Origin of the sequence: Nocardia yamanashiensis NBRC 100130, from assembly GCF_001613325.1 — a bacterium.
GTDB classification, from domain to species: Bacteria; Actinomycetota; Actinomycetes; order Mycobacteriales; family Mycobacteriaceae; genus Nocardia; species Nocardia yamanashiensis.
The window spans coordinates 291,828-317,616 of record NZ_BDCD01000002.1 but is presented as its reverse complement, the minus strand read 5'-3'; the positions used below and the strand labels follow the sequence as shown (position 1 = coordinate 317,616).

Annotated in this window: 22 protein-coding genes; 13 read left to right on the top strand and 9 right to left on the bottom strand. The window is 68.6% G+C overall.

What is annotated here, in order from left to right; all coding sequences use genetic code 11:
• The first annotated feature begins 400 nt into the window (after window positions 1-400).
• On the top strand, window positions 401-1,369 hold the full coding sequence (locus NY1_RS01555) for a sigma-70 family RNA polymerase sigma factor (protein WP_067707005.1): 969 nt from the start codon (window positions 401-403) through the stop codon (window positions 1,367-1,369).
• 125 nt (window positions 1,370-1,494) lie between these two features.
• Here NY1_RS01555 and NY1_RS01550 read toward each other — a convergent pair whose 3' ends face one another.
• On the bottom strand, window positions 1,495-2,313 hold the full coding sequence (locus NY1_RS01550; protein WP_218028277.1) for a helix-turn-helix domain-containing protein: 819 nt from the start codon (window positions 2,311-2,313) through the stop codon (window positions 1,495-1,497).
• An 86-nt stretch (window positions 2,314-2,399) separates the two neighbouring features.
• On the opposite strand from NY1_RS01550, the gene NY1_RS01545 reads away from it, so the two are divergent.
• Window positions 2,400-3,266 (top strand): NAD(P)H-binding protein, encoded by an 867-nt coding sequence (locus tag NY1_RS01545; RefSeq protein WP_067707002.1) that lies wholly within the window; start codon window positions 2,400-2,402, stop codon window positions 3,264-3,266.
• Window positions 3,267-3,275: 9 nt separating this feature from the next.
• Here NY1_RS01545 and NY1_RS01540 read toward each other — a convergent pair whose 3' ends face one another.
• The 5 genes from NY1_RS01540 to NY1_RS01520 all read right to left on the bottom strand — a co-directional run bounded on the left by NY1_RS01540 (window position 3,276) and on the right by NY1_RS01520 (window position 11,183).
• A complete protein-coding gene (locus NY1_RS01540; RefSeq protein WP_067707000.1) occupies window positions 3,276-3,719 on the bottom strand; it encodes an SRPBCC family protein in 444 nt (147 codons plus the stop codon).
• A complete protein-coding gene (locus tag NY1_RS01535; RefSeq protein WP_067706997.1) occupies window positions 3,716-4,084 on the bottom strand; it encodes an ArsR/SmtB family transcription factor in 369 nt (122 codons plus the stop codon). The genes NY1_RS01540 and NY1_RS01535 overlap by 4 nt, the downstream gene beginning before the upstream one ends.
• A gap of 170 nt (window positions 4,085-4,254) precedes the next feature.
• The gene (gene ppc, locus NY1_RS01530; RefSeq protein ID WP_067706996.1) at window positions 4,255-7,023 is read right to left on the bottom strand and encodes a phosphoenolpyruvate carboxylase; all 2,769 of its coding nucleotides are present in this window, start codon (window positions 7,021-7,023) and stop codon (window positions 4,255-4,257) included.
• Between the two features lie 82 nt (window positions 7,024-7,105).
• A complete protein-coding gene (locus NY1_RS01525; RefSeq protein WP_439955987.1) occupies window positions 7,106-9,787 on the bottom strand; it encodes a bifunctional acetate--CoA ligase family protein/GNAT family N-acetyltransferase in 2,682 nt (893 codons plus the stop codon).
• Between the two features lie 157 nt (window positions 9,788-9,944).
• Complete coding sequence (locus NY1_RS01520) at window positions 9,945-11,183, bottom strand: acetoin utilization protein AcuC (protein WP_067706992.1); 1,239 nt, start codon at window positions 11,181-11,183, stop codon at window positions 9,945-9,947.
• 204 nt (window positions 11,184-11,387) lie between these two features.
• On the opposite strand from NY1_RS01520, the gene NY1_RS01515 reads away from it, so the two are divergent.
• Together NY1_RS01515 and galE are read left to right on the top strand one after the other, a co-directional pair.
• Complete coding sequence (locus NY1_RS01515; RefSeq protein WP_067706989.1) at window positions 11,388-12,074, top strand: iron-dependent transcriptional repressor DtxR; 687 nt, start codon at window positions 11,388-11,390, stop codon at window positions 12,072-12,074.
• A 3-nt stretch (window positions 12,075-12,077) separates the two neighbouring features.
• Entirely contained in the window at window positions 12,078-13,058 is a 981-nt protein-coding gene (galE, locus tag NY1_RS01510; RefSeq protein ID WP_067706986.1) for a UDP-glucose 4-epimerase GalE, read from the top strand.
• Between the two features lie 4 nt (window positions 13,059-13,062).
• Here galE and NY1_RS01505 read toward each other — a convergent pair whose 3' ends face one another.
• Window positions 13,063-14,310: a DUF4192 domain-containing protein gene (locus NY1_RS01505; protein WP_169815288.1), complete on the bottom strand. Its 1,248-nt coding sequence runs from the start codon at window positions 14,308-14,310 to the stop codon at window positions 13,063-13,065.
• A gap of 287 nt (window positions 14,311-14,597) precedes the next feature.
• Here NY1_RS01505 and NY1_RS01500 point away from each other — a divergent pair, with 287 nt between their 5' ends.
• Entirely contained in the window at window positions 14,598-15,011 is a 414-nt protein-coding gene (locus NY1_RS01500; RefSeq protein ID WP_067706982.1) for a hypothetical protein, read from the top strand.
• Between the two features lie 84 nt (window positions 15,012-15,095).
• On the opposite strand, the gene NY1_RS01495 is transcribed toward NY1_RS01500, so the two are convergent.
• The gene (locus NY1_RS01495) at window positions 15,096-15,503 is read right to left on the bottom strand and encodes a VOC family protein (protein ID WP_067706979.1); all 408 of its coding nucleotides are present in this window, start codon (window positions 15,501-15,503) and stop codon (window positions 15,096-15,098) included.
• A 96-nt stretch (window positions 15,504-15,599) separates the two neighbouring features.
• Between NY1_RS01495 and NY1_RS41695 the strand changes: the two genes are divergently transcribed.
• Window positions 15,600-16,751 carry a helix-turn-helix transcriptional regulator gene (locus NY1_RS41695; protein WP_084534517.1) on the top strand — a complete coding sequence of 384 codons (1,152 nt, stop codon included), beginning with the start codon at window positions 15,600-15,602 and terminating at the stop codon, window positions 16,749-16,751.
• Between the two features lie 253 nt (window positions 16,752-17,004).
• Window positions 17,005-17,514, top strand: a complete 510-nt coding sequence (locus tag NY1_RS01485) for a hypothetical protein (RefSeq protein WP_067706976.1) — start codon at window positions 17,005-17,007, stop codon at window positions 17,512-17,514.
• Between the two features lie 54 nt (window positions 17,515-17,568).
• Here NY1_RS01485 and NY1_RS01480 read toward each other — a convergent pair whose 3' ends face one another.
• Entirely contained in the window at window positions 17,569-18,303 is a 735-nt protein-coding gene (locus NY1_RS01480) for a sensor domain-containing protein (RefSeq protein WP_233434159.1), read from the bottom strand.
• A 310-nt stretch (window positions 18,304-18,613) separates the two neighbouring features.
• On the opposite strand from NY1_RS01480, the gene NY1_RS01475 reads away from it, so the two are divergent.
• The 6 genes from NY1_RS01475 to NY1_RS01450 all read left to right on the top strand — a co-directional run bounded on the left by NY1_RS01475 (window position 18,614) and on the right by NY1_RS01450 (window position 25,783).
• Window positions 18,614-19,564, top strand: coding sequence for a proteasome assembly chaperone family protein (locus NY1_RS01475; RefSeq protein ID WP_067706974.1), 951 nt, complete (start codon window positions 18,614-18,616; stop codon window positions 19,562-19,564).
• A gap of 72 nt (window positions 19,565-19,636) precedes the next feature.
• The gene (locus NY1_RS01470; protein ID WP_067707788.1) at window positions 19,637-22,144 is read left to right on the top strand and encodes a DEAD/DEAH box helicase; all 2,508 of its coding nucleotides are present in this window, start codon (window positions 19,637-19,639) and stop codon (window positions 22,142-22,144) included.
• Between the two features lie 226 nt (window positions 22,145-22,370).
• Window positions 22,371-23,471, top strand: a complete 1,101-nt coding sequence (locus tag NY1_RS01465) for a type III PLP-dependent enzyme (protein ID WP_067707787.1) — start codon at window positions 22,371-22,373, stop codon at window positions 23,469-23,471.
• A gap of 8 nt (window positions 23,472-23,479) precedes the next feature.
• Window positions 23,480-24,694, top strand: a complete 1,215-nt coding sequence (gene speD, locus NY1_RS01460) for an adenosylmethionine decarboxylase (RefSeq protein WP_067706971.1) — start codon at window positions 23,480-23,482, stop codon at window positions 24,692-24,694.
• A gap of 196 nt (window positions 24,695-24,890) precedes the next feature.
• Window positions 24,891-25,208: a hypothetical protein gene (locus NY1_RS01455; protein ID WP_067706968.1), complete on the top strand. Its 318-nt coding sequence runs from the start codon at window positions 24,891-24,893 to the stop codon at window positions 25,206-25,208.
• Window positions 25,209-25,264: 56 nt separating this feature from the next.
• A complete protein-coding gene (locus NY1_RS01450) occupies window positions 25,265-25,783 on the top strand; it encodes an SRPBCC family protein (protein ID WP_084534516.1) in 519 nt (172 codons plus the stop codon).
• Window positions 25,784-25,789: the final 6 nt, after the last annotated feature.

Here is a 25,789-nt window from a genome sequence, read left to right as displayed (position 1 = left end):
ACCGCCGGACGCGATCGCGTCCGGCGGTTTTCTTGTGCGCGGCGGTTCCCGGGCTGTGATACCGGTCACTCTGCGCCCGTGACGGCGTTTGCACCCGGAATGACCCTGGGCACTCAGTCGTTACACCAGCACTCGAATGGATATACGGCAGGGCACGGGCCCGATGACACGTAATCGATTGCCGTGAACCGAAGTTCGACGCCGGCGGTGGCAACCACCCGGACACCGAGGGCCGCTCGCCGGTGGCGCGTGTTCCGAAGGATACGCGCTTCTCAGGAACTTCTCAGCCGTGCGCCGTAAAAACCGCAGCTCAGATGCGGTTTATGAAAGCCCCGGCGGGGAACTTTCCTGATGTCGGGTCCGTTGAACGGAGCGAGACACCACCGACAGGAGGCAAGTCATGACAAGCCCCGCCACCACTGACGTGCGCACCAGCGAACAGGACCTCGACGCCCAGAGCCCCGCCGCCGACCTGGTACGCGTGTACCTGAACGGGATCGGCAAGACGGCGCTGCTCACGGCCGCCGACGAGGTCGAGCTGGCCAAGCGCATCGAGGCGGGCCTCTACGCGCAGCACGTGCTGGAGACGAACAAGCGCATCGCCGCGGCCAAGAAGAAAGACCTCGCCATCATCGTGCGCGAGGGTCAGGCCGCTCGTCAGCATCTGCTCGAAGCGAACCTCCGGCTCGTGGTCTCCCTGGCCAAGCGGTACACCGGTCGCGGCATGCCGCTGCTGGACCTGATCCAGGAAGGCAATCTGGGTCTGATCCGCGCCATGGAGAAGTTCGACTACACCAAGGGTTTCAAGTTCTCGACGTACGCCACCTGGTGGATTCGTCAGGCCATCACCCGCGGCATGGCCGATCAGTCGCGCACCATCCGTCTCCCCGTCCACCTGGTCGAACAGGTGAACAAGCTGGCCCGGATCAAGCGCGAACTGCATCAGCAGCTCGGGCGCGAGGCCACCGACGCGGAACTGGCTCGCGAGTCCGGCATCCCGGTCGAGAAGATCGCCGATCTGCTCGATCACAGTCGCGACCCGGTAAGCCTGGACATGCCGGTCGGCAATGACGAAGAGGCCCCGCTCGGCGACTTCATCGAGGACTCCGAGGCCACCTCCGCCGAATCGGCCGTCATCGCCGGGCTGCTGCACCGCGACGTGCGCACCGTGCTGGCCACCCTGGACGAGCGCGAACAGCAGGTCATCCGCCTGCGCTACGGCCTCGACGACGGCCAGCCGCGCACCCTCGACCAAATCGGCAAGCTCTTCGGGCTCTCCCGCGAGCGCGTCCGCCAGATCGAGCGCGAGGTCATGTCCAAGCTCCGCAAGGGCGAGCGCGCCGACCGCCTGCGCGCCTACGCCAGCTGACCGATCTCGGACAGCCCCGCAGCGTCGGGCCGTCTCGAGGCGCCGGCCCGATAACAGACGCCGGCTGGTTCTCGCATTCCATGTCCCCCTGCGGAATGCACGAACCAGCCGGCGTCTTCCTGTGTTCAGGCGGTTTTCCCCGCAATGGCCCGGCACGGCGTGGGAATCGGGAGATGGCCCTTGGCGAAGCGGCCCGGCGTGGTGCCCATGATGGCGCGGAAATCGGCGGCGAAGTGGGATTGGTCGTAATAGCCCGCGGCGGTGGCCCGGTCGGCCCACGGGGTGTCGGCGGCGGCGGTGAGCAGTTGGCGGACCCGGGTGATGCGGGCGAAATGCTTGGGCGAGACGCCGATTCCGGTGGTGAATAGATTACGGAGCTGGCGTTCGCTGATGGCTAGTTCGGATGCGAGCGCGGTGATCGAGGCCGGGGCGGTGGTGAGGGCGTCGACGGCGGACTCGAGCAGGCGGCGGTGATCGCGGCGGGTTGGATCGTCCGGGAGTTGCTGCGGGAGGGCGTCTTCCAGGAAGCCGAGCAGATCCTCGGAATCGAACTCGAGGAGCTCGCCGGCGAGCGCGGCGGCGGGGCCGGGCAGCTCGGCCAGCCGGTGCACCCGATCGGTCAGCTCGGCGGCGGGGACGCCCAGGACGGAATGGGTCGCGCCCGGAGCCAGCCGCAGGCGGACGCAGCCCGCTGGTTCGGCCGGGGCGGCGTAGGTGGCCTGGGTGTGCGGGCCGAGGACCAGGGCCTCGCGGCGGCCGGAGAGTTCGGTGCGCAGCACGATGGTGGTCACCGCGCGCGGCAGGTGGGTGAACGAGGGCGGCAGTTCGTGCAGCGTGGGAATGTGGCCTATCTCGGTGATCCAGGGGCGCAACGACTCCGGGAGCGGCAAGGCGCGCTCGTAGCGTTCGGAGGTGTCAGGGGCCTGGTCGAGCACGGTGGTCACCGGTTCACTCTAGGCAACCCGGGCGGCCGGTGTCTGTGCCGGTTTTTCCTATAACGCGAGGGGCCGGCGGCGGCAGAGTTCTCGGCATGATCGTGATTACGGGTGCTACGGGCACCATCGGGAGTGTGGCGGTTCGGATCCTGGCCGCGCGGGGCGTGCCGGTGCGGGCGGTGACGCGGAACCCGGAGACGGCCGCGTTTCCCGCCGAGGTGGAGGTGGTACGTGGTGATTACACCGATACCGCTTCCATGGCAGCGGCTTTCGCGGGCGCCGAGGCGGCGTTCCTGGTCGGCCTGCTGGGGCCGGATTTCATCGAGACCGAACAGGCGTTGATCGAGACCGCGCGGGCGGCGGGCGTGCGGCGGCTGGTGAAGCTGTCGGCCATCGGCACCGGCGATCCCGAATTGGGTCGCGTCGGCACCTGGCATCTACCCGGCGAACAGGCGGTGCGGGACAGCGGCGCGGCCTGGACCATCCTGCGGCCCAGCAGTTTCGCGTCCAATACGCGCAGCTGGGCCGCGATGGTCCGGGCCGGGCAGCCGGTGCCGAACATGACCGGCACGGGCACGCAGGGGGTCATCGATCCGCGTGATGTGTCCGAGGTCGCGGTCACGGCGCTGCTGTCGGATGCGCACGCCGGGCAGGTGTACACCCTCACCGGACCGGAGCTGCTCAGCACCGCCGATCAGGTCGCGGTGCTGGCCGAACTCACCGGGCGGCCGATCGAGGTGTTCGATATCGAGGAGCGGCAGGCGCGCGAATTCATGCTCGGCGCGGGGATGTCGGAGGAATTCGCGGACGGCTCCCTGGCGGGTCAGGCGTTCGTGCGCGCGGGCGGCAATGCCGTCGTGACCGGCGATGTCGAACGGGTGCTAGGCCGGGCGCCGCGCACCTACGCCGACTGGGCGCGCGACCACGCCGAGGCGTTCACCGGCGTCACGGTGGCGGGCTGACCAGCGCGGTCAGGCGGTGGCGGCGACCTCGGCGAGGCGGTCGAGCATGGCCGCCCAGCCGCCGCCCATGATGGTGCGGGAGCGCTGCATGACGGCATTGTCGGGGTCGAATCCGCTGTGGGTGAAGAGGATTCGGGTGCCGTGGCCTTCGGGGCGGAGGGTCCAGGTGATCACCCAGCCGGTCGGGGCGTCGGCCTGGGCGTCGTCCCAGGTGATGCTGAGCCGTTCGGGCGCAATGGCTTCCAGGACGGTGCCGCGGATCTGGCCGGAGAAGTCCTGGCCGGGCATGGGCTGGGTCTTCATCTCGAAGACATTGCCCGCGACGGGTTCGAAGCCGAACGGCTCCATCATCCATTTGCCCATGAGTTCGGGGGTGGTGATCGCCCGCCACACCTTCTCCGGCGGATGCGGGTAGTAGTGATCGAGTTCGATGGTGGTGAGGTCGTCGGTCATGGGTGGTCCTTGTCGTCGGGTTCGTCGGGTTCGTCGGGCATGGCGTCGAGCACCTCGCCCAGGGCGTGCAGCCGTTTCCGCCAGAAGCGTTCGAACGGGTCCAGCCAGGACTGCAGGTCGTGCAGTGGTTCGGGTTCGACGCGGTAGAAGCGCTGTCTGCCGCGTTTCTCCTCGGTGACCAGGCCGGCGTCCCGCAGCACCTTGAGGTGTTCGGAGACGCTCGGCCGGGCCATGTCGAAGCGTTCGGCGATGACCTGCACCGATTGCTCGTCCTCGAGCAACAGTTCGAGGATGTCGCGCCTGGTGGGGTTGGCCAGGGCTCCGAACACCTTGTCGGCGGTGCCGGATTTGAAGCGGTACGGCATGCATCGACAATAGGTAGGACTTTACCTACCTGTCAACCGTAGGAGATTTCCTACCTTAAGAGCGGAAAAGGGGCCGCGCGGCAAGTGCCGCGCGGCCCCGATCTCGTAGCCTCGCCCGCAGCGGCCACGCACCACCCGGCGCGCACAGGCCGGGCGCGCCGGATGCGGGGCTAGCCGGAGTTGCGCAGGGCGGTGGCCAGGCCGTTCATGGTGAGCAGGATGCCGCGCTCGACGAGTTCGGAGTCGTCTCCGGCGCGGCGGCGGCGCAGCAGTTCGACCTGGAGCTGGTTGATGGGCTCGAGGTAGGGGAAGCGGTTGTGAATGGATTCGGCCAGGGCCGGGTTGTCGGCGAGCAGTTCGTCGGTGCCGGTGATGGCCGCGTGCATGCGGGCGGTGCGGGTGAACTCGGCGCAGATCATGCCGAATACCTTGGCGCGCAAGGCTTCGTCGGGAACGAGTTCGGCGTAGTAGGAGGCGATGTCCATATCCGCCTTGGCCATGACCTGCGCCAGATTGGACATGACGGTGCGGAAGAACGGCCAGCGGCGGTAGAGATCGGCCAGGGTGGCCAGGCGGGCCGGATCGTCGCCGATCCATTCCTCGAACGCCGAACCCGTGCCGTACCAGCCGGGCAGCATGACGCGCGATTGGCTCCAGGCCATCACCCAGGGGATGGCGCGCAGGTCGTAGACGGAGTTGGTGGGCTTGCGGGAGGCGGGGCGGCTGCCCAGGTTCAGGTCCGCCACTTCCGCGATGGGCGTGGAGGCGCGGAAATACTCGACGAAGCCCGGGGTTTCGTGGACCAGGCGCGAATACGCCTGGCGCGCCAGCTCGGCCAGCTCGTCCAGCATTTCGTAGGCGGGTTCGGCATCGTCACCGAGGCCCTCCACATCGAGCAGGGTGGATTCCAGGGTGCCCGCTACCAGCGCTTCCAGATTGCGGTAGGCGGTGCCCGGGTCGGCGTACTTGGTGGAGATGACCTCGCCCTGTTCGGTCAGGCGCAGCGAGCCGCGCACCGCGCCCGCGGGCTGGGCCAGGATGGCGTCGTAGCTGCGGCCGCCGCCGCGGCCCACGGTGCCGCCGCGACCGTGGAAGAGCCGCAAGCGGATTCCGGTCTTGCGGGCGGTGTCGATCAGGTCCAGTTCGGCGCGGTAGAGCGCCCAGTTGGCCGCCAGGTACCCGCCGTCCTTGTTCGAATCGGAGTACCCGAGCATGACCTCCTGCTGCATGCCGCGGGCCTGGACCAGTCGCTGATAGGCGGGGACTTCCAGTGCGGCGGAGAGGATTTCCGCACCGTGCCGCAGATCGTCGATGGTTTCGAAGAGCGGCACCACGCCCACCGGGCTGGACGGCGGGGTCTCGGCGTCGCCCGGGTCGAGGATGCCGGCTTCCTTCAAAAGCAGTGCGGCTTCGAGCATGTCGCTGACCGAGGTGCACATGCTGATGATGTAGTTGGGCACGGTGTCTGGCCCGAGATCGTCGAGCGCGGTCTTGGCGGCGCGCACCACCGACAGTTCCTTGGTGGCCAGTTCGCTCAGGCGCGCATTGGCTCCGACCAGCGGGCGCCGGGTGGACAGTTCGGCGGCCAGCAGTTCGATCCGCTGCGCCTCATCGAGCGAGGCGTAGTCGGAATGCACTCCGGCCCAGGCGAAGAGCTCCGCCACCACCTGTTCGTGCATTTCCGAGTTCTGGCGCAGATCCAGGCCCTGCAGATGGAATCCGAAGGTTTCCACGGCGGCGCGCAAGGCGGCCAGTTGATCGTCGGCGAGCAGGCCGTCACCGGAGGCGCGCATGGAGGCGTCCACGATATTCAGATCGGCGAGCAGTTCGCCCGGCCCGGCATACGGCTCGGCGGCGACATCGATGCCGTCCGCGGGGATTTCACCGAGGGCCTGACGTGCGGCCGCGCTGAGCCGAGCCCGGATACCGCGCAGCGCCCGGCGATACGGTTCGTCCGCGCGCTGCGGCGAATCGTCGAATCCGGCATCGGCCAGGGCGGCCAGCTCGGGCGTGACCGGCACCAGCCGCGCGGACTGCGACAGCGACTTCTCCAGCTCCACCAGCGATTTCAGGTAGCGCTCGAACGCCACCGCACCCGCGCGATGGGTGGCGCGGTGCACCACGTCGGCGGTGACGAACGGATTTCCGTCCCGGTCGCCGCCGATCCACGAACCCGTCCGCAGAATGGGCCGGGTCAGCAGTTCCTGTTCGGGCCAGCGCGCCCGCAACGCCGCCCGCACCTGATCGTTGATCCGCGGGATCACATCGAACAGCGTCAGGTCGTAATATCGCAGCCCGACCTCGATCTCGTCCTGAATCCGCAAGCGCGCCAACCGGATCAGCGCCGCCCGCCACAATTGCAGCACCTGCCGCCGGATCTCGGTCTCCAGTTCCGCGAACTCCGGCTCGTGCGCGTCGTACCGCTGCCGCCGCCGCATGGCCTCGGTGATCCGCGCCTGCACGTCGAAGATGGTCCGCCGCCGAGTCTCGGTCGGATGCGCCGTGATCACCGGCGCGACCAGCGCGTCGGCCAGCAGATCCGCCACCACCGCACCGTCCGGCCCGGCGGCGTCCAGTTTGCGATAGGTGGCGGCCAGGCTGGAATCCTGCGGCTGCTCCCCCGCCGCGATATGCACCGCCCGCCGCCGATCCCGTTGCAGATCCTCGGCCAGATTGGCCAGCAGCAGGAAGTGACTGAACGCCCGGATCACCGGAATCGCCGTCCGGATGTCCACATCCCGCAGCATGCCGGCCACGGCATCGCGCTCCACCTCGGAGCGCCGCACCTTGAACGCCTCCACCCGCACGCGTTCGATCAGGTCGAAGACATCCGCTCCCTCGTGATCGCGAATGGTCTCGCCCAGGATGCCGCCCAGGAACCGGATATCGTCGCGCAGTGGCGCGGTCGCCGTCTCGATCTGGTCTTCCCGCAATCCCATCACCTCTCCGTTCCGACGAATGTCCTACTGTCTCAATCCCGATGGGCCGATTGCGGCCCGCGTGGCGGATATCTCAGCGAGTTCAGCCCATACGCCGCGGCCCCAGGTCGAAGCGGCTGGGCTCGGGGCCGATGCGGACCCGGCCGTAGAGGACGGCCGCGCCTTCGGCGGAGGCCAGCACCGGTTCGCAGAGCAGTTCCCGGACCTCGGGGAGGTCGTCGCAGAGGGCCGAGATGCGTTGTGCGACTTCGGCCAGGGCGGCGCGATCGACGGGTTTGCCGACCTCCCGGCCTTTGACGGTGCCCGACAGCAGCGGGGCGGCGCGGGGTGCGTCGATGAGTTCGGTGGATTCGGCTTCGGTGAGCGGCAGGGCGCGGTACACGCGGTCGCCGAGCAGGTCGATGATGGTGCCGGAGAGACCGAAGCTGATGACCGAACCGAAGGACGGATCGTCCTGCACCCGGAACATACAGCCGACGCCTTTGGTGGCCATGCGCTGGATATGCACCGGATTGCCGGAGATCTCGGCCAGGTCGGTGAAGGCCCGGCGGACCGCGTCGGGGCGCCACAGGTCCAGGCGGACGCCGGTGAGATCGGGGCGGTTGCGCCAGATCTCGCCGGTGGCCTTGGCCGCGACCGGGTAGCCGAGGTGTTCCGCGGCGTCGACGGCGGCGTCGGCGTCGCGGACCTCCCGGAACTCGACGACGCGGATGCCGTAGCAGCCCAGCAGTTCCGCGGCTTGCAGATCGGTGAGCCAGTGCGCCGCGTCCTCGGACATCCACTCCCCCACCAGTTCCCGGGCGCGGGCGGTGTCGAGGCCCTCGGGGCGGGCGATCGGGGAGATGGGGCGGGTGCGCCAGTCGGCGTAGCGGCGGACCCGGGCCAGGGTGCGGGCCGCCCGTTCCGGGTCGCCGAAGGCGGGGATGGAGCCGCGTTCCAGCATGCCGCCGAGGCCGCGGGTGGCCAGCAGGTTGGGCATGCCCTGGTCGGCCACGAAGGTGGTGAGAACCGGTGTGTCCGGGTCGGATTGGGCGCCGGAACGGATGGCTTCGGCGAAGGAGGCGACGGCGGTGGGAACGGGCGGGGAGTAGATGACGATGACCGCGTCCACGTCCGGATCCGAGACAGCCGCCGCGACCGCGGTGAGGTAGTCCGCCGGGCTGCCCTGCGGGCCGAGGTCGATGGGTTCGCCCACCTCCAGGCCCTCGACGCGGGCGGCGTCGACCGCGAGCCAGCTCAGGGCGGCGCTGTTGCCGATCACCGCGGCGCGACGGCCGGCCGGGAGCGGTTGATAGGCCAGCAGCATGGCGCAGTCGAAAAGCTCGGTGATGGAATCGACCTGGATGATGCCCGCCTGCGCGAACAGATTCCGCACCAGCGAACGGTCCAGATCCGGTTCCCCGTCCACCCGCACGCCGTGCCGGCCGCTGTTCACGGCCACAATGGGTTTGGTGTGCGCCACCCGGCGGGCGATGCGGGAGAACTTGCGCGGATTGCCGAAGGTCTCCAGGTACAGCAGCACCACATCGGTGTCCGGATCGTTGTCCCAGTACTGGAGCAGGTCGTTGCCGGACACGTCGGCGCGATTACCCGCCGAGACGAACGTGGACAGCCCGAGCTGCCGGGCGGCGGCCTCGCCGAGAATGGCAGCGCCCAAAGGTCCGGACTGGCAGAAGAATCCGATCCGCCCGCGTCCGGGCAGCACCGGGGCCAGGGTGGCATTGATGGCCACCGCCGGATCGGTGTTGGCGATACCGAGCGCGCTCGGCCCGACCACCCGCATGCCGTGGGAACGGGCCGCGTCCACCAGCTCGCGTTCGGCGGCCCAGCCGCGCGGGCCGGTCTCGGAGAACCCGGCGGTGAGCACCACCAGACCCTTGACGCCCTTGGCCATACAGTCGTCGAGCACGGACCCGATCTCGGTGGCGGGCACCGCGATCACCGCCAGATCGACCTCGTCCGGGATATCGCGCACGGTCGGATACGCCCGCACGCCGCGCACCGAGGTGCGAGTGCGGTTCACCGGAAACACCGGTCCGGGAAAGGATCCCGACAGCAGGTTGGCCAGCACCGCACCGCCCACCCGCGCGGTGGACGGCGTCGCGCCGATCACCGCGACCGATTTCGGGGTCAGCAGATTCCCGACACTGCGCGCCTCGGACGCGCGTTCCCGTGAATCCCGCACCGACTGCAGCGCTTCGGTGGGATCGATGGCGAATTCCAGATGCAGCACCGACCCGTCGCGGCTGCGCTCCACCTGATAGCCGGCGTCCCGGAACACCTGCACCATGGCATTGTTCTCGGCCAGCACCTCGGCGACGAAGCTCGCGATATCGTTCTCGGCCGCGGCGCCGTTGAGGTGCTCCAGCAGAATCGAACCCAGGCCGCGCCCCTGATGCTCGTCGGCCACCACGAATGCCACCTCGGCGGCGCGCGGCCCCGGCCGATCCGACAGGTACTCGTACCGGCCCACCGCGATGATCTCGTCTCCGAGCTCGATCACCAGGCCGACCCGGTCCCGATAATCCACATGCGTGGTGCGGTACAGGTCTTTCGGCGTCATCCGCGGATACGGACCGAAGTAGCGCAGATACCGCGTGCGGTCCGACAGCCGGGAGTGGAACCGCTCCATGCCTTCCGCGTCATCCGGTGTGATGGGCCGCAGCCGTACCACCCCGCCATCCGAGGCCAGCACATCCGCGAACCAATGTTCCGGCGGCGGAGGCGGATTCACCGGCGTCCCCGGCAGATCCCCGGTCGGCACCAGGCTTCCCGCCACCGACACCGACCCACCGGGTTTCGGAGCGGAAGCCCCCGCCGCGGCGGTGGAGTCGTGCGCTGCGGCCGTGCGATCGGGGTGTGCGGGCGCGGGTCCACCGGCGGGCTCGCCATTACCCGAGGGGCGGGTGGGCTCGGTGGGTTCAGTCACGGGGATCCTCCGGATCCAGGCCGAGCAGGCCGAAAGTCGCTCGGCGGGTAGCCAATACGGATGTGTCGAGGGCGCGGCGGGCCCGGTCGAAACGTTCGTCGCCGGTCTCGCGGCCGCCGCCGGGGCCGTCCCAGCGGTCGAAGTCCACCGGTGCGCCGTCGCCCATGGTGCGGGGCGGCGCGACGGTGGGGGCGTAGGCGGTGACCTGGTCGGTCCATGCCTGCGGAATGGGGGTGTCGGGGTCGATGTCGCGGTCCAGGGCGGCGGCCAGCAGGTGGGTCCAGGCGCGCGGGACCACGCGGATGAGGCCGTAACCGCCGCCGCCGACGGCGAGCCAGCGGCCCTCGGCGTAGCGGTCGGCCAAATCGCGCATGGCGATGAAGGCGGCGCGCTGGCCGTCGACGCTCAGGTCCAGATCCGCCAGCGGGTCTTCGCGGTGGGTGTCGACACCGCACTGGCTGATCACGATCTGCGGCCGGAAAGCGGCCAGCGCACCCGGTGCGACGGCGTGGAAACCGCGCAGCCACAACTGGTCCCGGGTGCCCGGCATGATCGGCAGATTGAGCTTGGTGCCCTCGGCCTTGCCGCCGCCGGTCTCCTCGGGCCAGCCGGTATTGGGCCACAGCGTCGCCGGATGCTGGTGGATCGAAAGCGTCAGCACCCGTGGGTCGCCGTAGAACATGCGCTGCACGCCGTCACCGTGATGCACGTCCACGTCGATATAGGCGATGCGGTCGAAGCCGTTGTCCAGTAGCCACGAGATCGCTACCGCCACATCGTTGTAGACGCAGAAGCCGGCCGCGGCATCCGGCATGGCGTGGTGCATGCCGCCGCCGATGCTCACCGCCCGCCGGGTCCGCCCCGCCGCGATCTCCTGGGCCGCGGCCAGAGTGCCGCCCACGATGACCGAGGCCGCCTCGTGCATGTGCGGGAAGACCGGGTTGTCGGCCGAGCCCAGGCCGTGCGGCGGATTCAGCGGGACCGCGCCGTTCGGCGGCGCCGCGTGCTTGACCGCCTCGATGTAGTCGTGGGTGTGCACCCGCAGCAGTTCGCCGTCCCCGGCCGCCGCCGGCGCCAGGGTCTCGACTCCGTCGAGCAACCCCAATCCCTGCGCCAAAGCCATGGTGAACTGCAATCGGACCGGCCGCATCGGGTGCTCCGGGGTCCAGGTGTAGTCGAGGAACCTGTCGGTCCACACAACGGTTCCGTCTCGACCCACCGCGCCAGCCATACCTGCCACGCTAGTGCGTGCCCCGCGCTCGTAGGCTGTTGACACCGCGACGCCGTCATAGCGAGGCAGCGCCGGCGTGACCCGGGAAACCCGAAGGGAACACGCAGGCCGTCATCGGTGTTGTCTCTGCGTTCGCGAAATATGCTGTCGCCCGGTGCAGCCGCCGTGCATGGGTAGAATTCGTGCCGACGAAGGGGTTAACAGGTGAAGGATCTGGTCGACACCACGGAGATGTATCTCCGTACCATCTACGACCTCGAGGAGGAGGGCGTCACGCCGTTGCGCGCCCGCATCGCCGAGCGTCTGGAGCAGAGCGGGCCGACGGTCAGCCAGACGGTGGCGCGGATGGAACGCGACGGTTTGCTGACCGTTGCCGGTGATCGCCATCTCGAACTGACCGACAAGGGCCGCGCCATGGCCGTGGCCGTGATGCGCAAGCACCGGCTCGCCGAACGGCTGCTGGTCGACATCATCGGACTGGACTGGCAGAACGTGCACGCCGAGGCGTGCCGCTGGGAGCACGTGATGAGCGAGGAGGTGGAGCGGCGCCTGATCCAGGTGCTGAACAACCCCACCACCTCCCCCTACGGCAATCCCATTCCGGGCCTGGACGAGCTGGGCGTGACGCCGAGCGCGGGCGGCGAGGAGAAGCTGGTGCGGCTGTCGGACCTGCCCGCCGGGCAGACCGTGGCGGTCGTGGTGCGCCGGCTGTCCGAGCACATCCAGACCGACCCCGAGGTGATCAATCAGCTGCGTGAGGCCGGCGTGGTGCCGGACGCGCGCGTCACCGTCGAGACCAAGCCGGGCGCCGTGATCATCTCGGTGCCGGGTCACGACGGCTTCGAACTGTCCGACGAGATGGCGCACGCCGTCCAGGTGAAGTTGGTCTGATACGTGAAGCTGCTGGTTACCGGAGGCGCGGGCTACGTCGGTAGCGTCTGCGCGCAGGTCCTGCTCGAGGACGGCCACGAGGTGGTGGTCGTCGACGATCTCAGCACCGGCAATGCCGACGGCGTGCCGGCCGGGGCGAAGTTCGTGGAGGGCGATATCGCCACCGCGGGCGTGGAGCTCATCGCGGCCGAAAACTTCGACGGCGTGCTGCATTTCGCGGCCCAGTCGCTGGTCGGCGAGTCGGTGGTGGCGCCGGAGAAGTACTGGCACGGCAATGTGGTGAAGACGCTGGCGTTGCTCGAGGCCATGCGGGCCGCGGGCACCCCGCGCTTGGTGTTCTCCTCGACCGCGGCCGTGTACGGCGAGCCGGAGCAGGTGCCGATCGTAGAGACCGCGCCGAAGCTGCCGACCAATCCCTACGGCGCGTCGAAGCTTTCGATCGACTACGCCATCACCTCGTACGCGGCGGCGCACGGGCTGGCGGCGACCAGCCTGCGCTACTTCAATGTGGCGGGCGCGTACGCCGGGCTCGGCGAGAACCGCGTGGTGGAAACCCATCTCATCCCCCTGGTGCTGCAGACGGCGCTGGGCCATCGTGAGTCGATCTCGGTGTTCGGCACCGACTACCCGACGCCGGACGGTTCGGCGGTACGCGACTACATCCACATTCGCGATCTGGCGCAGGCGCATCTGCTCGCGCTGGCCCAGTCGCAGCCCGGCGTGCACCGCATCTTCAATCTCGGCAGCGGCACCGGTTTCTCGGTGCGCGAGGTCATTTCGGCCTGCCGGCGGGTGACCGGGCTGCCGATCGCCTCGGTCGACGCGCCCCGGCGCGCCGGTGACCCGGCGGTGCTCGTGGCGGCCAGCGACCGCGCCATCGCCGAGCTGGGCTGGCGGCCGGAGCACACCGATCTCGACGAGATCGTCTCCGACGCCTGGGAATTCCTGCGCATGCTCGGCGATCGCGCGCACAGCGCCCGCTGAGTTCTCACGGCTGTTTCGCTTCGAAGCAGGTCGCGAGGTTGACGCCGAGATCGGCGGCGGCCTCGCGACCCGATTCGGCGAGCCGATGCAGCCGGCCGGGCCGCATGCCCGATTGCAGGCCGACATCCAGCAGCGTCGCCACCCGATGCGCCGGATCACAGCCCAGGGCGACTTCCAGGGCCACCCCCGCCAGCGGCCCGTCCCCGCGCGCATACGCGTGATAGGCCAGTAGCGCGGCCGCATCCGCCCGATCCGCGTCCGGCAGGGCGCGCGTGAGCTGCAACCACAATGCCTCGGCCGCGTGCGCGTGCGGATCCTCGGTGAGCGCGAACATGATGTCGCGCACGGCCGGATCCCGCAGCGCCACAGCCACTTCCGCGAGGTCGCCGGGTTCCAGCAGCGCACCGGTCCCGGCCGCGCCGATCCCCGCCACCACGCGCCGCAGGGCGCCCCGCGTGAACCGCTCGAGATCGCCGCATCGCAACGCGCCCGCCAGCCGCCCGGCCGCGTCCGCTCCGGCCCGCTCTATCCGACTCGAAACCCGTTCCCGCAGTTCGGCATCCACCGCGACCAAAGCGGTGAGCTCATCCCGCGACCCTCGCATCGGCCGCCCCTCGAGCACCTGCCGCACGGTGACCAGGGAGGCCGCCGGATCAGGCTGGATTCCCCGCCGCGCGGGTGGCATCACGCTCCACCACGCCTGCTCGGCCCCGATTCCCCGCACCGCCCACGCCCCCGCCAACGGCACCCCCTCCGCCTCCAGCCGATGCTCCAGCGCCGCAATCAAATTCCCGTGCTGCCGCGACCGCACCCCGCGATGCCGCCGCCCCGGCACCGTCGCCCGATCATCGACGATGAGCGCGATGGCGGCAGCCGCCCGCCGCTGCACACACAACCGAGCCACCCGATCCACCACCTCGGCCGTGGCCGCCCGCCCCGAACCGTCCATATCCACCCGCGCCACCACATCCACGGTCGCCGCACATCCCGGCCCGCTGCGCATCGTGGACTCGGACATGCTGTCCCGCTCCTGATCCGTCCCTTCGGGGTCGGCACGCAGCACGGTCACCACGAGGGACCGCTCGGGCATGAATCCGAGCATGGCCGGTACCGCCGCGATGAATTCTCCGGGGTCCCGGAGCCGTGGTTCCGGTTCACCCGATGTGGCCTCGGGTTCGGATGCTGTTGCCGGGCCGGGTGATTCACCGGGTCGGTGGCGGGGATCGGGCGTGGGTTCGGTCGGCGTCGTCATGGCATCGAGGGTGCGCCGGCGGTCGGTGGGGGCCGGGAGCTTCACCTGGGGTTTTGCGGGGGCTGTGGAGGGGCGGGCGGGTTGGGGACAACTCGGCGTGGCGTCGATCTTCGAGGGGTGAGGTTGTCGGTGGGGGATGCTATTTTGCGCGCTCGGCGATTGCGGCAGGTCATGCGCGAAAGGCATGGCTATGCAACGGTTTTCATTTCGCCCGACCGGTCGGCGTCGCGCTGTTACAGTCCGCCGTGGCGCTCATCGGGAGTGCCGGAAGGAAGTAGTACACGCAGATGAAGAGCACGACATTCACCGGCGTCGCGGCGGCCGCACTGGCAGCGGTCGCCGTGCCCGTGGCATTGGCCCCGTCGGCTGCGGCCAATACCGAACAGGTCCGGGTCGACAATGTGTCCGCGAGCGAGACCTGCGCGGTGGGCAAGGCCTGCTATGTGCGGGTGCGCCTGACCGGGGACAACCGCCTCGACGACGTCACGATCACGGTGAACGGCAATGTGATCGGCTATGCCGTGCCGCAACAGGAGACCTGGGACACCTCGGCGGCCACCGCCGAGGTCACCTGGGTGCCGTCGGACTACGGCAACTTCACGATCATCGCCAAGCAGGGTAGTTCGTCGGCGTCGGTGAACTACGAACTGAAGCGGCCGGCCGCGGCGGCGCCGTCGACCGGGTCGTTCGGCCTGGGCTGATCCCGGCCGGAACCGGGCTGGGCAGAGCCCGAGTTCCGCGTACCCCGGGCCCTGCCGTCGCATCCCGCTCCCCGATCGCCACCCCTAGGCGGGGCGGGTCTGCGCGAGGATCTCCAGATAGTGCGGGTTGGTCATGATGCCCAGCACGTTGCCGAACGGGTCCACCACCGACGCGGTGACGAATCCGGTCCCCTGCCCGCGCTCGGTGATCGGCTCGAACTCCTTCGCGCCCAATTCCAGCAGCCGTGCGAACGCGGCCTCGACATCGTCGACGTGCCAGTTCAGGATCTGGCCGCCCGGCCGATCCGGCCGGCTCGGCGCGTATTGGCCCTTGATGATGCCCAATTCGGCCTGGTAGTCACCGATCCGGAATTCGTAGTAGCCGCCGGGCACCTGGAAATACGGCTGCACGCCCAGCAATTCGGCGTACCAGTCCTTGGCGGCCTCGAGGTCGTCGGCGTAGTAGTTCACGGTCGCCATGCCACGCAGCATCGTCGTTCTCCTTCGAGCTCTTCCGTTGTGGATGTATTCAGTCTCGCGCCCAAAGTGCTCACCGAATGAGCACTTTTACGGGCAGAATTCCGAACCATGCGAGCGGATCGATTGGTGGCGACGCTGCTGTTCATGCAGCAGCGCGGACGCGTGACGGCGGGCGAGGTCGCGGCCGAACTGGAAATCTCGGTGGCCACCGCGCGCCGCGATCTCGAGGCCCTCTCCACCGCCGGGATCCCGGTGTACCCGCAGCCCGGCCGGGGCGGCGGCTGGCAGCTGGTCGGTGGCGCGCGGACCGATCTCAGCGGGCTCAACGCCGACGAGGCGCAAGCGCTGTTCCTGCTGCTCGGCCCGGTCGCGACCGCCGCGCCCGCTACCAGATCGGCACTGCGAAAACTGCTGCGCGCCTTGCCGCAGACCTTCCGAGCCGAGGCCGAGGCCGCCGCCGACGCCGTCGTGGTCGATCCGGCCCGCTGGGGTGCGCACGACGACCAACCGCCGCCGCTGGTCGCCGAGTTGCAACGAGCCGTTGTGCGCCGCCGCAGAATCCGATTCGAGTATCGGGGAGCCGCCCGCGGCAGAGCGAACGGCGGTCCCGCACGACCGGGCGATTCCGCGCCGAGCGCAGCGAGCACCGACCGCTCCCGACCCGATGCGGCGAGATCGGACGGGTCTCGATTCGAGGGCAGCGGCCCCGAGACCGGCCGAAGTCAGCGCCCCATCGACCGGAGTACCCCTACGCACCGCCGAAACGCGGAAGCGGACATACACACCGAGGGCCCGCGCGGCAGCCGGAGCGCCGATCCGTGGGGGCTCGTGGACAAGGACGGCATCTGGTACCTGGTCGCCGGAACGGACCACGGTCAGCGGGTTTTCCGAGTCGATCGGATGGACGCGGTGGAGGTCACCACCGAAACCGCGGCACGCCCGGCCGATTTCGATCTCGCGGCAGCCTGGTCGGCGGTGGTCGAGCAGGTGGAGGGGCAGCGCGCCCTGCTGGCGGCGACCGTGCTGGTTCCGGCGCAACTGCTGCCGGTCCTGCGCCACCAGCAGGGCCGCCATTGCGAGGTCGACGGCCCGGTTCCCGACGGCCGCATCCTGGTCCGCATCACCGCCCCGACCCCGCTCATGATCGCCCAGCAACTCGCCGGCTGGGGCGCCGCGCTGGAGGTGACCGGACCCGATTCCGTCCGTGCCGAATTGGCCCGGCTCGGAGCCGAACTCGTGGACCGCTACCGGCTGCCCTGAGCCGCGTCCGCCCGCGAAGCCCGGCCCCGGCCGCCGAACAGCACGCCCGGAATACCGCTCCGCACGCCGCTGACCACCGCTTTCTCCGCCCCCGATTCCACCGGCTTGCGGTCTGTGACCCGCACCGCTAACGCTGCCTATTCATACTCAAACCGAATCGCCTTGCAGCACTTCCGAATTCGCCGAAATGCCTGGTCCGGCGCTGGTACCGTCCGCCCCGGCGCCCTCCCCCGGCGCCGGAAGGAAGTTGGTAATGACGAAGTCCCTATTCACCCTCGGCGCGAGCGTGCTGGGCGCACTGGCCGTTTCGGCGCTCGCGGCCGCCCCGGCGTCGGCCGCCATCGAGAGCATCGCGGTCATCGGCCAGGGCTCCGGTTCCTGGTGCAAGACCGACAGCGGCGGCTGCTCGATCGTGGTCGAGCTGAGCGGTTCCACCAAATACGCCGACGCGGAGTTCATCGTCGACGGCGTCTCGCTCGGCACCGCGCCGGCCGTCACCGATCTGCTCGGCAAGACCACGGCAACCAAGCCGTGGAGTCCGACCGAGGCCAAGCTGTACACGGTGCAGGTCAAGCAGAGCGGCTCCATCTCGACCGTCACCTACTACGTGGGCAAGGGCAACGGCGGCGGCTGCTGGTGGATGCCCAGCGGCTCCGCGGGTTCCGGCTCGGCCGGGTCGGGTTCGGCCGGAAGCGGTTCCGCGAACTCGGGTTCGGGCACCGGCTCCTTCAATATGGGTTCGTCCACCGGATCGCTCTGCTGATTGCGGATGGCCGGGAGCCGAGAGGTGATAGGGGTCGGCTCCCTTCCGGCGGTCTCAGCCCTTGCGCACCTTGCTCACCGCGGTGGTGAACAGCGAATCCAGGGCCTCGGCATCGGTTCTGCCGTCGGCGAAAGACATGTAGGTGACATTGATCCGGACATCCCCGACCTGCCCCAGCAGCGTCTGCATGCTGCGCGTGGTGCCAGCGGAGCCGGTGCCGGAGCGCACGGTGCGCCGCAGCGCCAAGGTGTCGTCGGCGTCCAGCGGCGGCGGCGGATCCAGTTCGGTGGTGATGGTGGCGGTGGCGCCGGAATGCCCCACCTGCACGGTTCCGCAGCGCTGCAATTGATCTCGCAGCCCTGACAGCGGCTGATCGCTGCGGGTCAGCTCCACGGTGAGGGTGGCGCGGGTGGCATCGTCGGTGCCGACCATGACCGCGGGCCCGGCGGTCGGCGCGCTCGGCGCGCACGCGCTCGGATCCACCTGTGCGCCCGGCAGTATGCCGTCGAGGTCGTTGGCGGCCTGGGTGGCGGTATCGGCCGGCAGCGTGATCGCCGCGTACTTCTTGGGGAATTTCGCCGCGTCGGGCAGCAATCGCGACAGCGAGTCGTCCACGTGCGCGCTCGTCACCGGACCGCGCGCCGAGACCGGCTGGCCCGACACCTCGGTCCCGCAGGCGGCGAGCAGACAGCCGAGCACGGCGGCGCCCACGGCGCGGACGGGTTTGCGGGACAGGCTGCGAGCGGGTGTGCGGCTCGGTTCCGGCGCGGGCGTGGAACACCTCGGCACGAGTACTGAGACAAGCCGCGGACCCGGCGAATCGGGCGCGATCACGCGTCCACTATGCCGAATTTCGGCTGTTCACACCGAATGCCACGCCGCGCGGCGAGTCCCCGGAATGCGTGTCTCACGACACCCGGGGAATGCCGGTGACCCTGCGGCGTGTTGCAGCCGGGGTGCGGGCAGTGCACGTGCTGCCGACGCATGAGGGACAATATGAATGGTCCGGTACCGCGCCGAGAGCGAGTTGGCAGTCGCGGCAGATGGGTCGCCGCGTTCCTCGCACCGCGAGGCGGACCACGCAGGAGAGGAGTACGCGATGGCGGACTATGAGTCGCGCATGTATGAACTGGAGTTCCCGGCTCCCCAGTTGTCGTCCGAGGACGGCGCCGGCCCGGTGCTGGTGCACGGTCTGGAAGGTTTCACGGACGCGGGGCACGCGGTCCGGCTGGCGACCACCCACCTGCGGGAGAGCCTGGAGGCCGAACTGGTGGCCTCCTTCGATATGGACGAACTGCTCGACTACCGGTCGCGCCGTCCGCTCATGATGTTCAAGACCGATCATTTCTCCGATTACACCGAGCCCGAGCTCAATCTGTGGGCGCTCAAGGACACCGCCGGGACGCCGTTCCTGCTGCTGTCCGGACTGGAACCGGACCTGCGGTGGGAGAAGTTCGTCACCGCGGTGCGTTTGCTGTCCGAGCAGCTGGGGGTGCGCCGGACCATCGGCCTGAGCGCGATCCCGATGGCGATCCCGCACACCCGCCCGCTCGGGGTGACCGCGCACGCCAGCGACAGCGACCTGATCGGCGACCATCAGCGCTGGCCGGGCGAGCTGCAGGTGCCGGGCAGCGCCTCCTCGCTGCTGGAGTACCGGATGGCCCAGCACGGCCACGAATCGGTCGGCTTCTCGGTGCACGTGCCGCACTACCTGACCCAGACCGCCTACCCCGAGGCCGCGCAGACGCTGCTGGAGAACGTGGCCGAGAACGCGGGCCTGGAACTGCCCCTGGCAGCGCTGACCATCGAGGCCGCGAAGGTGCGCGAACAGGTCAACGAGCACATCGCCGGCAATTCCGAGGTCGAGACCGTGGTGCAGGCGCTGGAGCGCCAGTACGACAGCTTCGTCACCGCCCAGGAACGCCAGTCCAGCCTGCTGGCCAGCGAGAACGAACTGCCCACCGGTGACGAGCTGGGCGCGGAGTTCGAGAAGTTCCTCGCCGAGCAGGGCGGTTTCAGCGAAGGCGAAGGCGACAACCCGCTGCGTTAGTCCCGTCGCGTCGCCGGACGCGCGGCGCACCGATACCGGCCGCTCCAGGGCGGACCGGTAACGTTGGTCGCCGTGCAGCTGTCCGAATTGGTTCCCGACCGTGCCGTGCCCGATGTGGATCCGGAGTGGCTGTACGAGACATTCGCCGATTGGGCTTCCGGGGAAGGGTTCTCGCTGTACCCGGCGCAGGAAGAGGCGCTGCTGGAGCTGGTGACAGGGGCGAACGTCATCCTCAACACCCCGACCGGTTCGGGTAAGTCGATGGTCGCGCTGGGCGCGCATTTCGCGGCGCTGAACAAGGGTGAGCGCAGCTACTACACCGCGCCGATCAAGGCCCTGGTGAGCGAGAAGTTCTTCGCGCTGTGCGAGGTGTTCGGCGCGGACAAGGTCGGCATGGTGACCGGCGACGCCGCGGTCAACCCGGATGCGCCGATCATCTGCGCGACCGCCGAGATCCTGGCGAATCTGGCGCTGCGCGAAGGCGCGAGCGCACCGGTCGGCCAGGTCATCATGGACGAATTCCACTACTACGCCGATCCCGATCGCGGCTGGGCGTGGCAGGTGCCGCTGATCGAACTGCCGAACGCGCAATTCCTGCTCATGTCGGCCACGCTCGGCGAGGTCGACTTCTTCGCCGAGGATCTGACGAAACGCACCGGGCGGCCGACCGCGATCGTGTCCGGCACCGAACGTCCGGTGCCGCTGAGCTTTTCCTACGTCCGCACACCCATCACCGAGACCCTCGAGGATCTGGTCACCACCAGTCTCGCGCCGGTGTACGTCGTGCATTTCACCCAGGCCGCGGCCATGGAGCGGGCGCAGGCGCTGATGAGCGTGAACATGTCCTCCAAGACCGAGAAGGAGGCGATCGCGGAGGCGCTGGGCGAATTCCGGTTCGCCACCGGTTTCGGCAAGACGCTCTCGCGTTTCATCCGGCACGGCATCGGCGTGCATCACGCGGGCATGCTGCCCAAATACCGGCGGCTGGTGGAGAAACTCGCGCAGGACGGGCTGCTGAAAGTGGTGTGCGGCACCGACACCCTCGGAGTCGGCATCAATGTGCCGATTCGCACGGTGCTGCTGACCGGGCTCACCAAATACGACGGGGTGCGCACCCGGCGCTTGAACGCCCGCGAATTCCATCAGATCTCGGGGCGGGCCGGTCGCGCCGGATACGACACCCTCGGCACCGTCGTGGTGCAGGCGCCCGAACACGAAGTGGAGAACGCCAAGGCCATCGCCAAGGCCGGTGACGATCCCAAGAAGCTCAAGAAAGTCCAGAAACGCAAGCCGCCCGAAGGATTCGTGTCCTGGTCGGAGGAGACTTTCGACCGGCTGGTCGCGGCCTCGCCCGAGGCCATGCAATCCCGGTTCGATGTCACCAATGCCATGCTGCTGAATGTGATTGCGCGCAAAGGCAATTGCTTCTACGCCATGCGGCACCTGCTGGAAGAGAATCACGAACCGCGGGCAGCGCAGCGCAAACACATTCTCAAGGCCATCAAGCTGTACCGGGCGCTGCGCGACGCGGGCGTGGTGCAGCAGCTCGACGAGCCCGACGAATTCGGCCGGCACGCCCGGCTGATGGTCGATCTGCAACGCGATTTCGCCCTCGACCAGCCGCTTTCCCCCTTCGCGCTGGCGGCGTTCGAACTGCTGGACAGGGAATCGCCGACCTACACCCTCGATGTCATCTCGCTCATCGAATCCACCCTGGAGGATCCGCGCCAGCTGCTCATGGCCCAGCAGCACAAGGCGCGCGGGGCGGCCGTCGCGGAAATGAAGGCCGACGGGATCGAATACGAGGAACGCATGGAGCTCCTCGAAGAGGTCACCTGGCCCAAACCCCTGGCGGAACTCATCGAACCCGCCTTCGAGACCTACAAGGGCGGGCATCCGTGGGTCTCGGAATTCGAGCCGTCGCCCAAGTCCGTGGTGCGGGAAATGGTGGAGCGCTCGCTCACCTTCGCCGAACTGGTGTCGCAGTACGAACTCGCGCGCTCGGAAGGCGTGGTGCTGCGCTATCTCGCCGACGCCTATCGCGCCCTGCGGCGGACCGTGCCGGAACAGGCCCGCACCGAGGAACTCGACGACATCACCGAATGGCTCGGCGAGCTCATCCGCCAGGTCGATTCGAGCCTGCTGGACGAATGGGAACAGCTCACCAATCCGGGCGCGGAATCCGACGATCAGCAGATCGCCTTCGGCGCCGAGACCGTGCGGCCCATCTCCGCCAACGAACGCGCCTTCCGGGTGCTGGTGCGCAACGCCATGTTCCGCCGCGTCGAACTGGCCGCGCTGCAGCGCTGGGCGGCCCTGGACGAGTACGAGGACAACCTGGACTGGGAAACCGACCTGGCTCCTTATTTCGCCGAGTACGAGTCCATCGGCACCGGCCCGAACGCGCGCGGCCCGAAGCTGTTCCAGGTCGAGCAACGCCCTGGCTTCTGGCATGTGCGCCAGGTGCTCGACGACCCGGCCGGCGATCACGGCTGGTCCCTGGACGCGGTCGTCGACCTGGCCGAATCCGATGCCGCCGGTGAGGTCGTCTTCGACGAACTGAGCATCAGCGCGGGCTGATTCGCCCGATTCCCCGCGAACGCCGTCCCACCGGGGCGGCGTTCGTCGTTCACCCTTTTGTCAGGATTCGGACCCGATTACTGCACCGTCCGGGCGGTACCGTGACGAAGTCGACCGACCATCGGTTAGTTTTCCGCGGCCCATCACGTGTAGTGTCGCCCCCTGTTGCCTGTCGCCGCCTCAGCGCCCGATCGAAAAGAGTTCCCTTAGATTGACCGGCCGAAACCTGCCCGAATCGCCCTGCCTCGTCATCGACCTGGACCGGGTGCGCGCGAACTACCGCGCCCTGCAAGCCGCGCTACCCACCGCGCGAATTCGCTTCGCCGTCAAGGCGAGTCCCGTCCCGGAGATCATCCGGCTACTGAATGACGAGGGCGCAGAGTTCGACGTCGCGTCCATCGGAGAGATCGAGCTCTGCCTCGCGCAGGGCGTCGACCCGGCCGTCATGTGCTACGGCAATCCCATCAAGAAGGCCTCGCAGATCGCCACCGCGTACGCGCTCGGCGTGCGGCGCTACGCCTTCGACACCGAGGACGACGTGCAGCGCATCGCCGAGCACGCGCCCGGGTCCGAAGTGGAGTGCCGGTTCCTGGCTTCCGCGCCGCAGTCGCAGACGCCGTTCGGCACCAAGTTCGGTTGCGCGCCGGGCGAAGCCGTGCACCTGCTGGTGCGGGCGCGCGATCTCGGGCTGCGGGTCGCCGGGCCGTACTTCCACGTGGGCTCGCAGCAGCTCGATCCCATCGCCTGGCAGATCGGCATCGAGCAGGCCGGCGCCATCTCGGAAGCGTTGGCGGTCAAGGACATTCCGGTCACCTCCGTGAATATCGGTGGCGGCCTTCCCATTTCGTACGCGGACCCGGCTCCCGGTGTCGGCGAACTCGGTGCGGTGATCGCGGCTGCGGCCGCCGCGCACCTCCCGGAACACACCTCGCTCGTCGTGGAACCCGGTCGCGCCCTGGTGGGCAATACCGGCGTGATTCACGGCGAAGTGGTGAATGTTCGTGTGGCGCCGGACGGGCGGCGCTGGATATACCTCGACATCGGCCGGTACAACGGCATGGCCGAAACCGAGAACGAGTACATCGCATACCGTTTCCAGACCGATCGCGATGGCGATCCGGTGGACGAGGCGGTGGTCGCCGGACCGACGTGCGATGGCGACGATGTACTCTATCAACGCACGCGGGTCCTTCTTCCGACCACGTTGCGAGCCGGTGATTCCATTCGAATCCTCGAAACCGGCGCCTATACGGCGAGCTATTCGTCGGTGTCCTTCAACGGTTTTCCGCCTCTGACTGTTCATGTCATTGGCGCTGAGCGAGAGTGAGTTTAGCCATGACGGCAGAATTCACCGGCTGGCACGTGCTGGCCGAGTTCGGTGGTGTCGACGCTGGTCTCTGCGATGACATCGAACGACTCGAAACCGCGCTTCGAAAATCGTTGGTCGCCGCGGGGGTGACCATCTGCGATGTCGTGCGCAAGAAGTTCGAGCCGCAGGGTGCCACCATCCTGGCTCTGCTTTCCGAGTCGCATGCCTCGATTCACACCTACCCGGAATCGGGCGACATCTTCGTCGACGTATTCACTTGCGGCAGCATCGGAGCCGGCGCCACCAAGGCCGTCGAGCTGCTGCAGCAGGAGCTTTCGCCGAAGTCGGTGAACATGGAGGTCATCCAGCGCGGCCACAGCGCCCGCCGGATCCACGAGCCGGTCGGCGAGGGCCTGACCCGGGTGTGGAACATGTCCGAGGTCATCGTCGACACCAACACCCCGTACCAGCACATGGTGATCGCCGAGACCGAGCAGGGCCGGTCCCTGTTCTCCGACGACGATCGCCAGTCCACCGAGTTCTCGCAGCTCACCTACCACGAGGCCATGCTGGTCCCGGGGTACGCGCTGGCCGAGAAGCTGGAGAAGGTGCTCATCATCGGTTCCGGTGAGGGCGTCGCCTCGCAGATGTCGGTGGCCGCGGGCGCCTCGCTCGTCGATCACGTCGACATCGACCAGCTCGAGGTGGAGCTGTGCGCCGAGCACCTCCCCTACGGCTACAGCCAGGCCGACCTCGCCGAGGCCGTGGCGCAGACCGGCCCGATCAAGATGCACTATGCCGACGGCTGGGACTTCCTGGCCCAGGCCGAGGCGGCGGGCACCCGCTACGACCTCATCTGCATCGACCTCCCCGACGAGCGCGTCGAGGATGCCCAGCACAACCGCCTGTACGAGGACGACTTCCTCAACCGCTGTAAGGCGCTGCTGGCCGAGGGCGGCGTGCTCGCCGCCCAGGCCGGCTGTCAGACCATGTGGCGCAACGAGACCCTGAAGCGGTCGTGGACCCGGTTCCACAACCTCTTCGAGACCGTCGTCCCCTACGTCAGCGACGAGCACGAGTGGACCTTCATCTTCGGTACGCCGAAGGCCCTGGAGGATCCGGTCGCCAAGATGACCGCGACCCTGCCGACGCTGCCGTACCGGGCCGAGACCATCGACGAGCGGGCCCTGGTCCGCGGCGCCATCGAACCGCACGCCCTGCGCGTCGGTGTGAGCGTCTAGCCGATCGCAATACCCGAAGCGCCCCGCACGAATTTCGTGCGGGGCGTTTTTCATTTTCGAGGAACTCTCTGAAAAGAATTCCGGACCCGAAAATCAGGCGATTACTTTCGCGATTCCCGGAAAACCTGAATGCTGAGTAACAAGCACGACCGGTGTCCGATGTTTTCCACAACAACATCCAATTCAGGAGGTCGAAATGCTATCTGCGAAGCGGCTTGCTGCCGGCGCATTCGCCGTCACCGCCACCGCGGGCCTCGCACTGGCCGGCAGCGGTACAGCCCAGGCCGACGTTCCGGTATGGCAGGCCAACTGCCACGTCTACAACATCTTCAATACCGGCGGAATGGCCAATTGCGAGCTGCCGACCTGGCATCAGGTGAAACTCACCTGCGTCGCCTGGCCCGTGCCCTTCACCTACTGGAAGTACGGCCCGATCCAGTACGGGCAGAACCAGTCCTGGGCCAGCTGCGATTCCCTCGGCGCGCTGGTCAACGTCGAAGTGATCCAGGCCTGAACCGTCATCCGCGCACGCCACTAGCCCTCGGGGTATCCGTCTGAGACACTGAGGGCATGTGGCGTGCGCTGACGCGACGGCCCGGCGATGTGACCCGCAGCCGGATCGCGGACGGAATCCGGGACGAGTGCTCGACCTTCGTCGCAGCGCCCGTGGACGCGGTGTGGGCGATGGTCTCCGATGTCACCGGCATGGGGCGATGGAGTCCGGAAAACCGTGCGGCGCTGCGCATCTCATGGTCCGGTGCGCCGGAATCCGGCCGGTGGTTCGTGGGGTTCAACCGGATCGGGCCGGTGCCGTGGGCCACGCCGTGCGAGGTGACGGTGGTGGATCCGTTGCGGCACTTCGAATTCCGCGTTCATCTCATCGGCACTCGATGGGGGTACCGGTTGCGCCCGGAGAACGGCGGGACGGTGGTGACGGAGTACCGGGATTGGCCCGATACCGCGTTCCTGTCGAAACTGCTGCGCTGGTCGGGGCCGGTCGGCAAGCCGCGGGACAATCTCGCGCTGGACGGGATGTCACGTTCGCTGCGGCGGCTGCGCGTGATCGCCGAGGAACGCGCCGCCGGATAGGGCGGC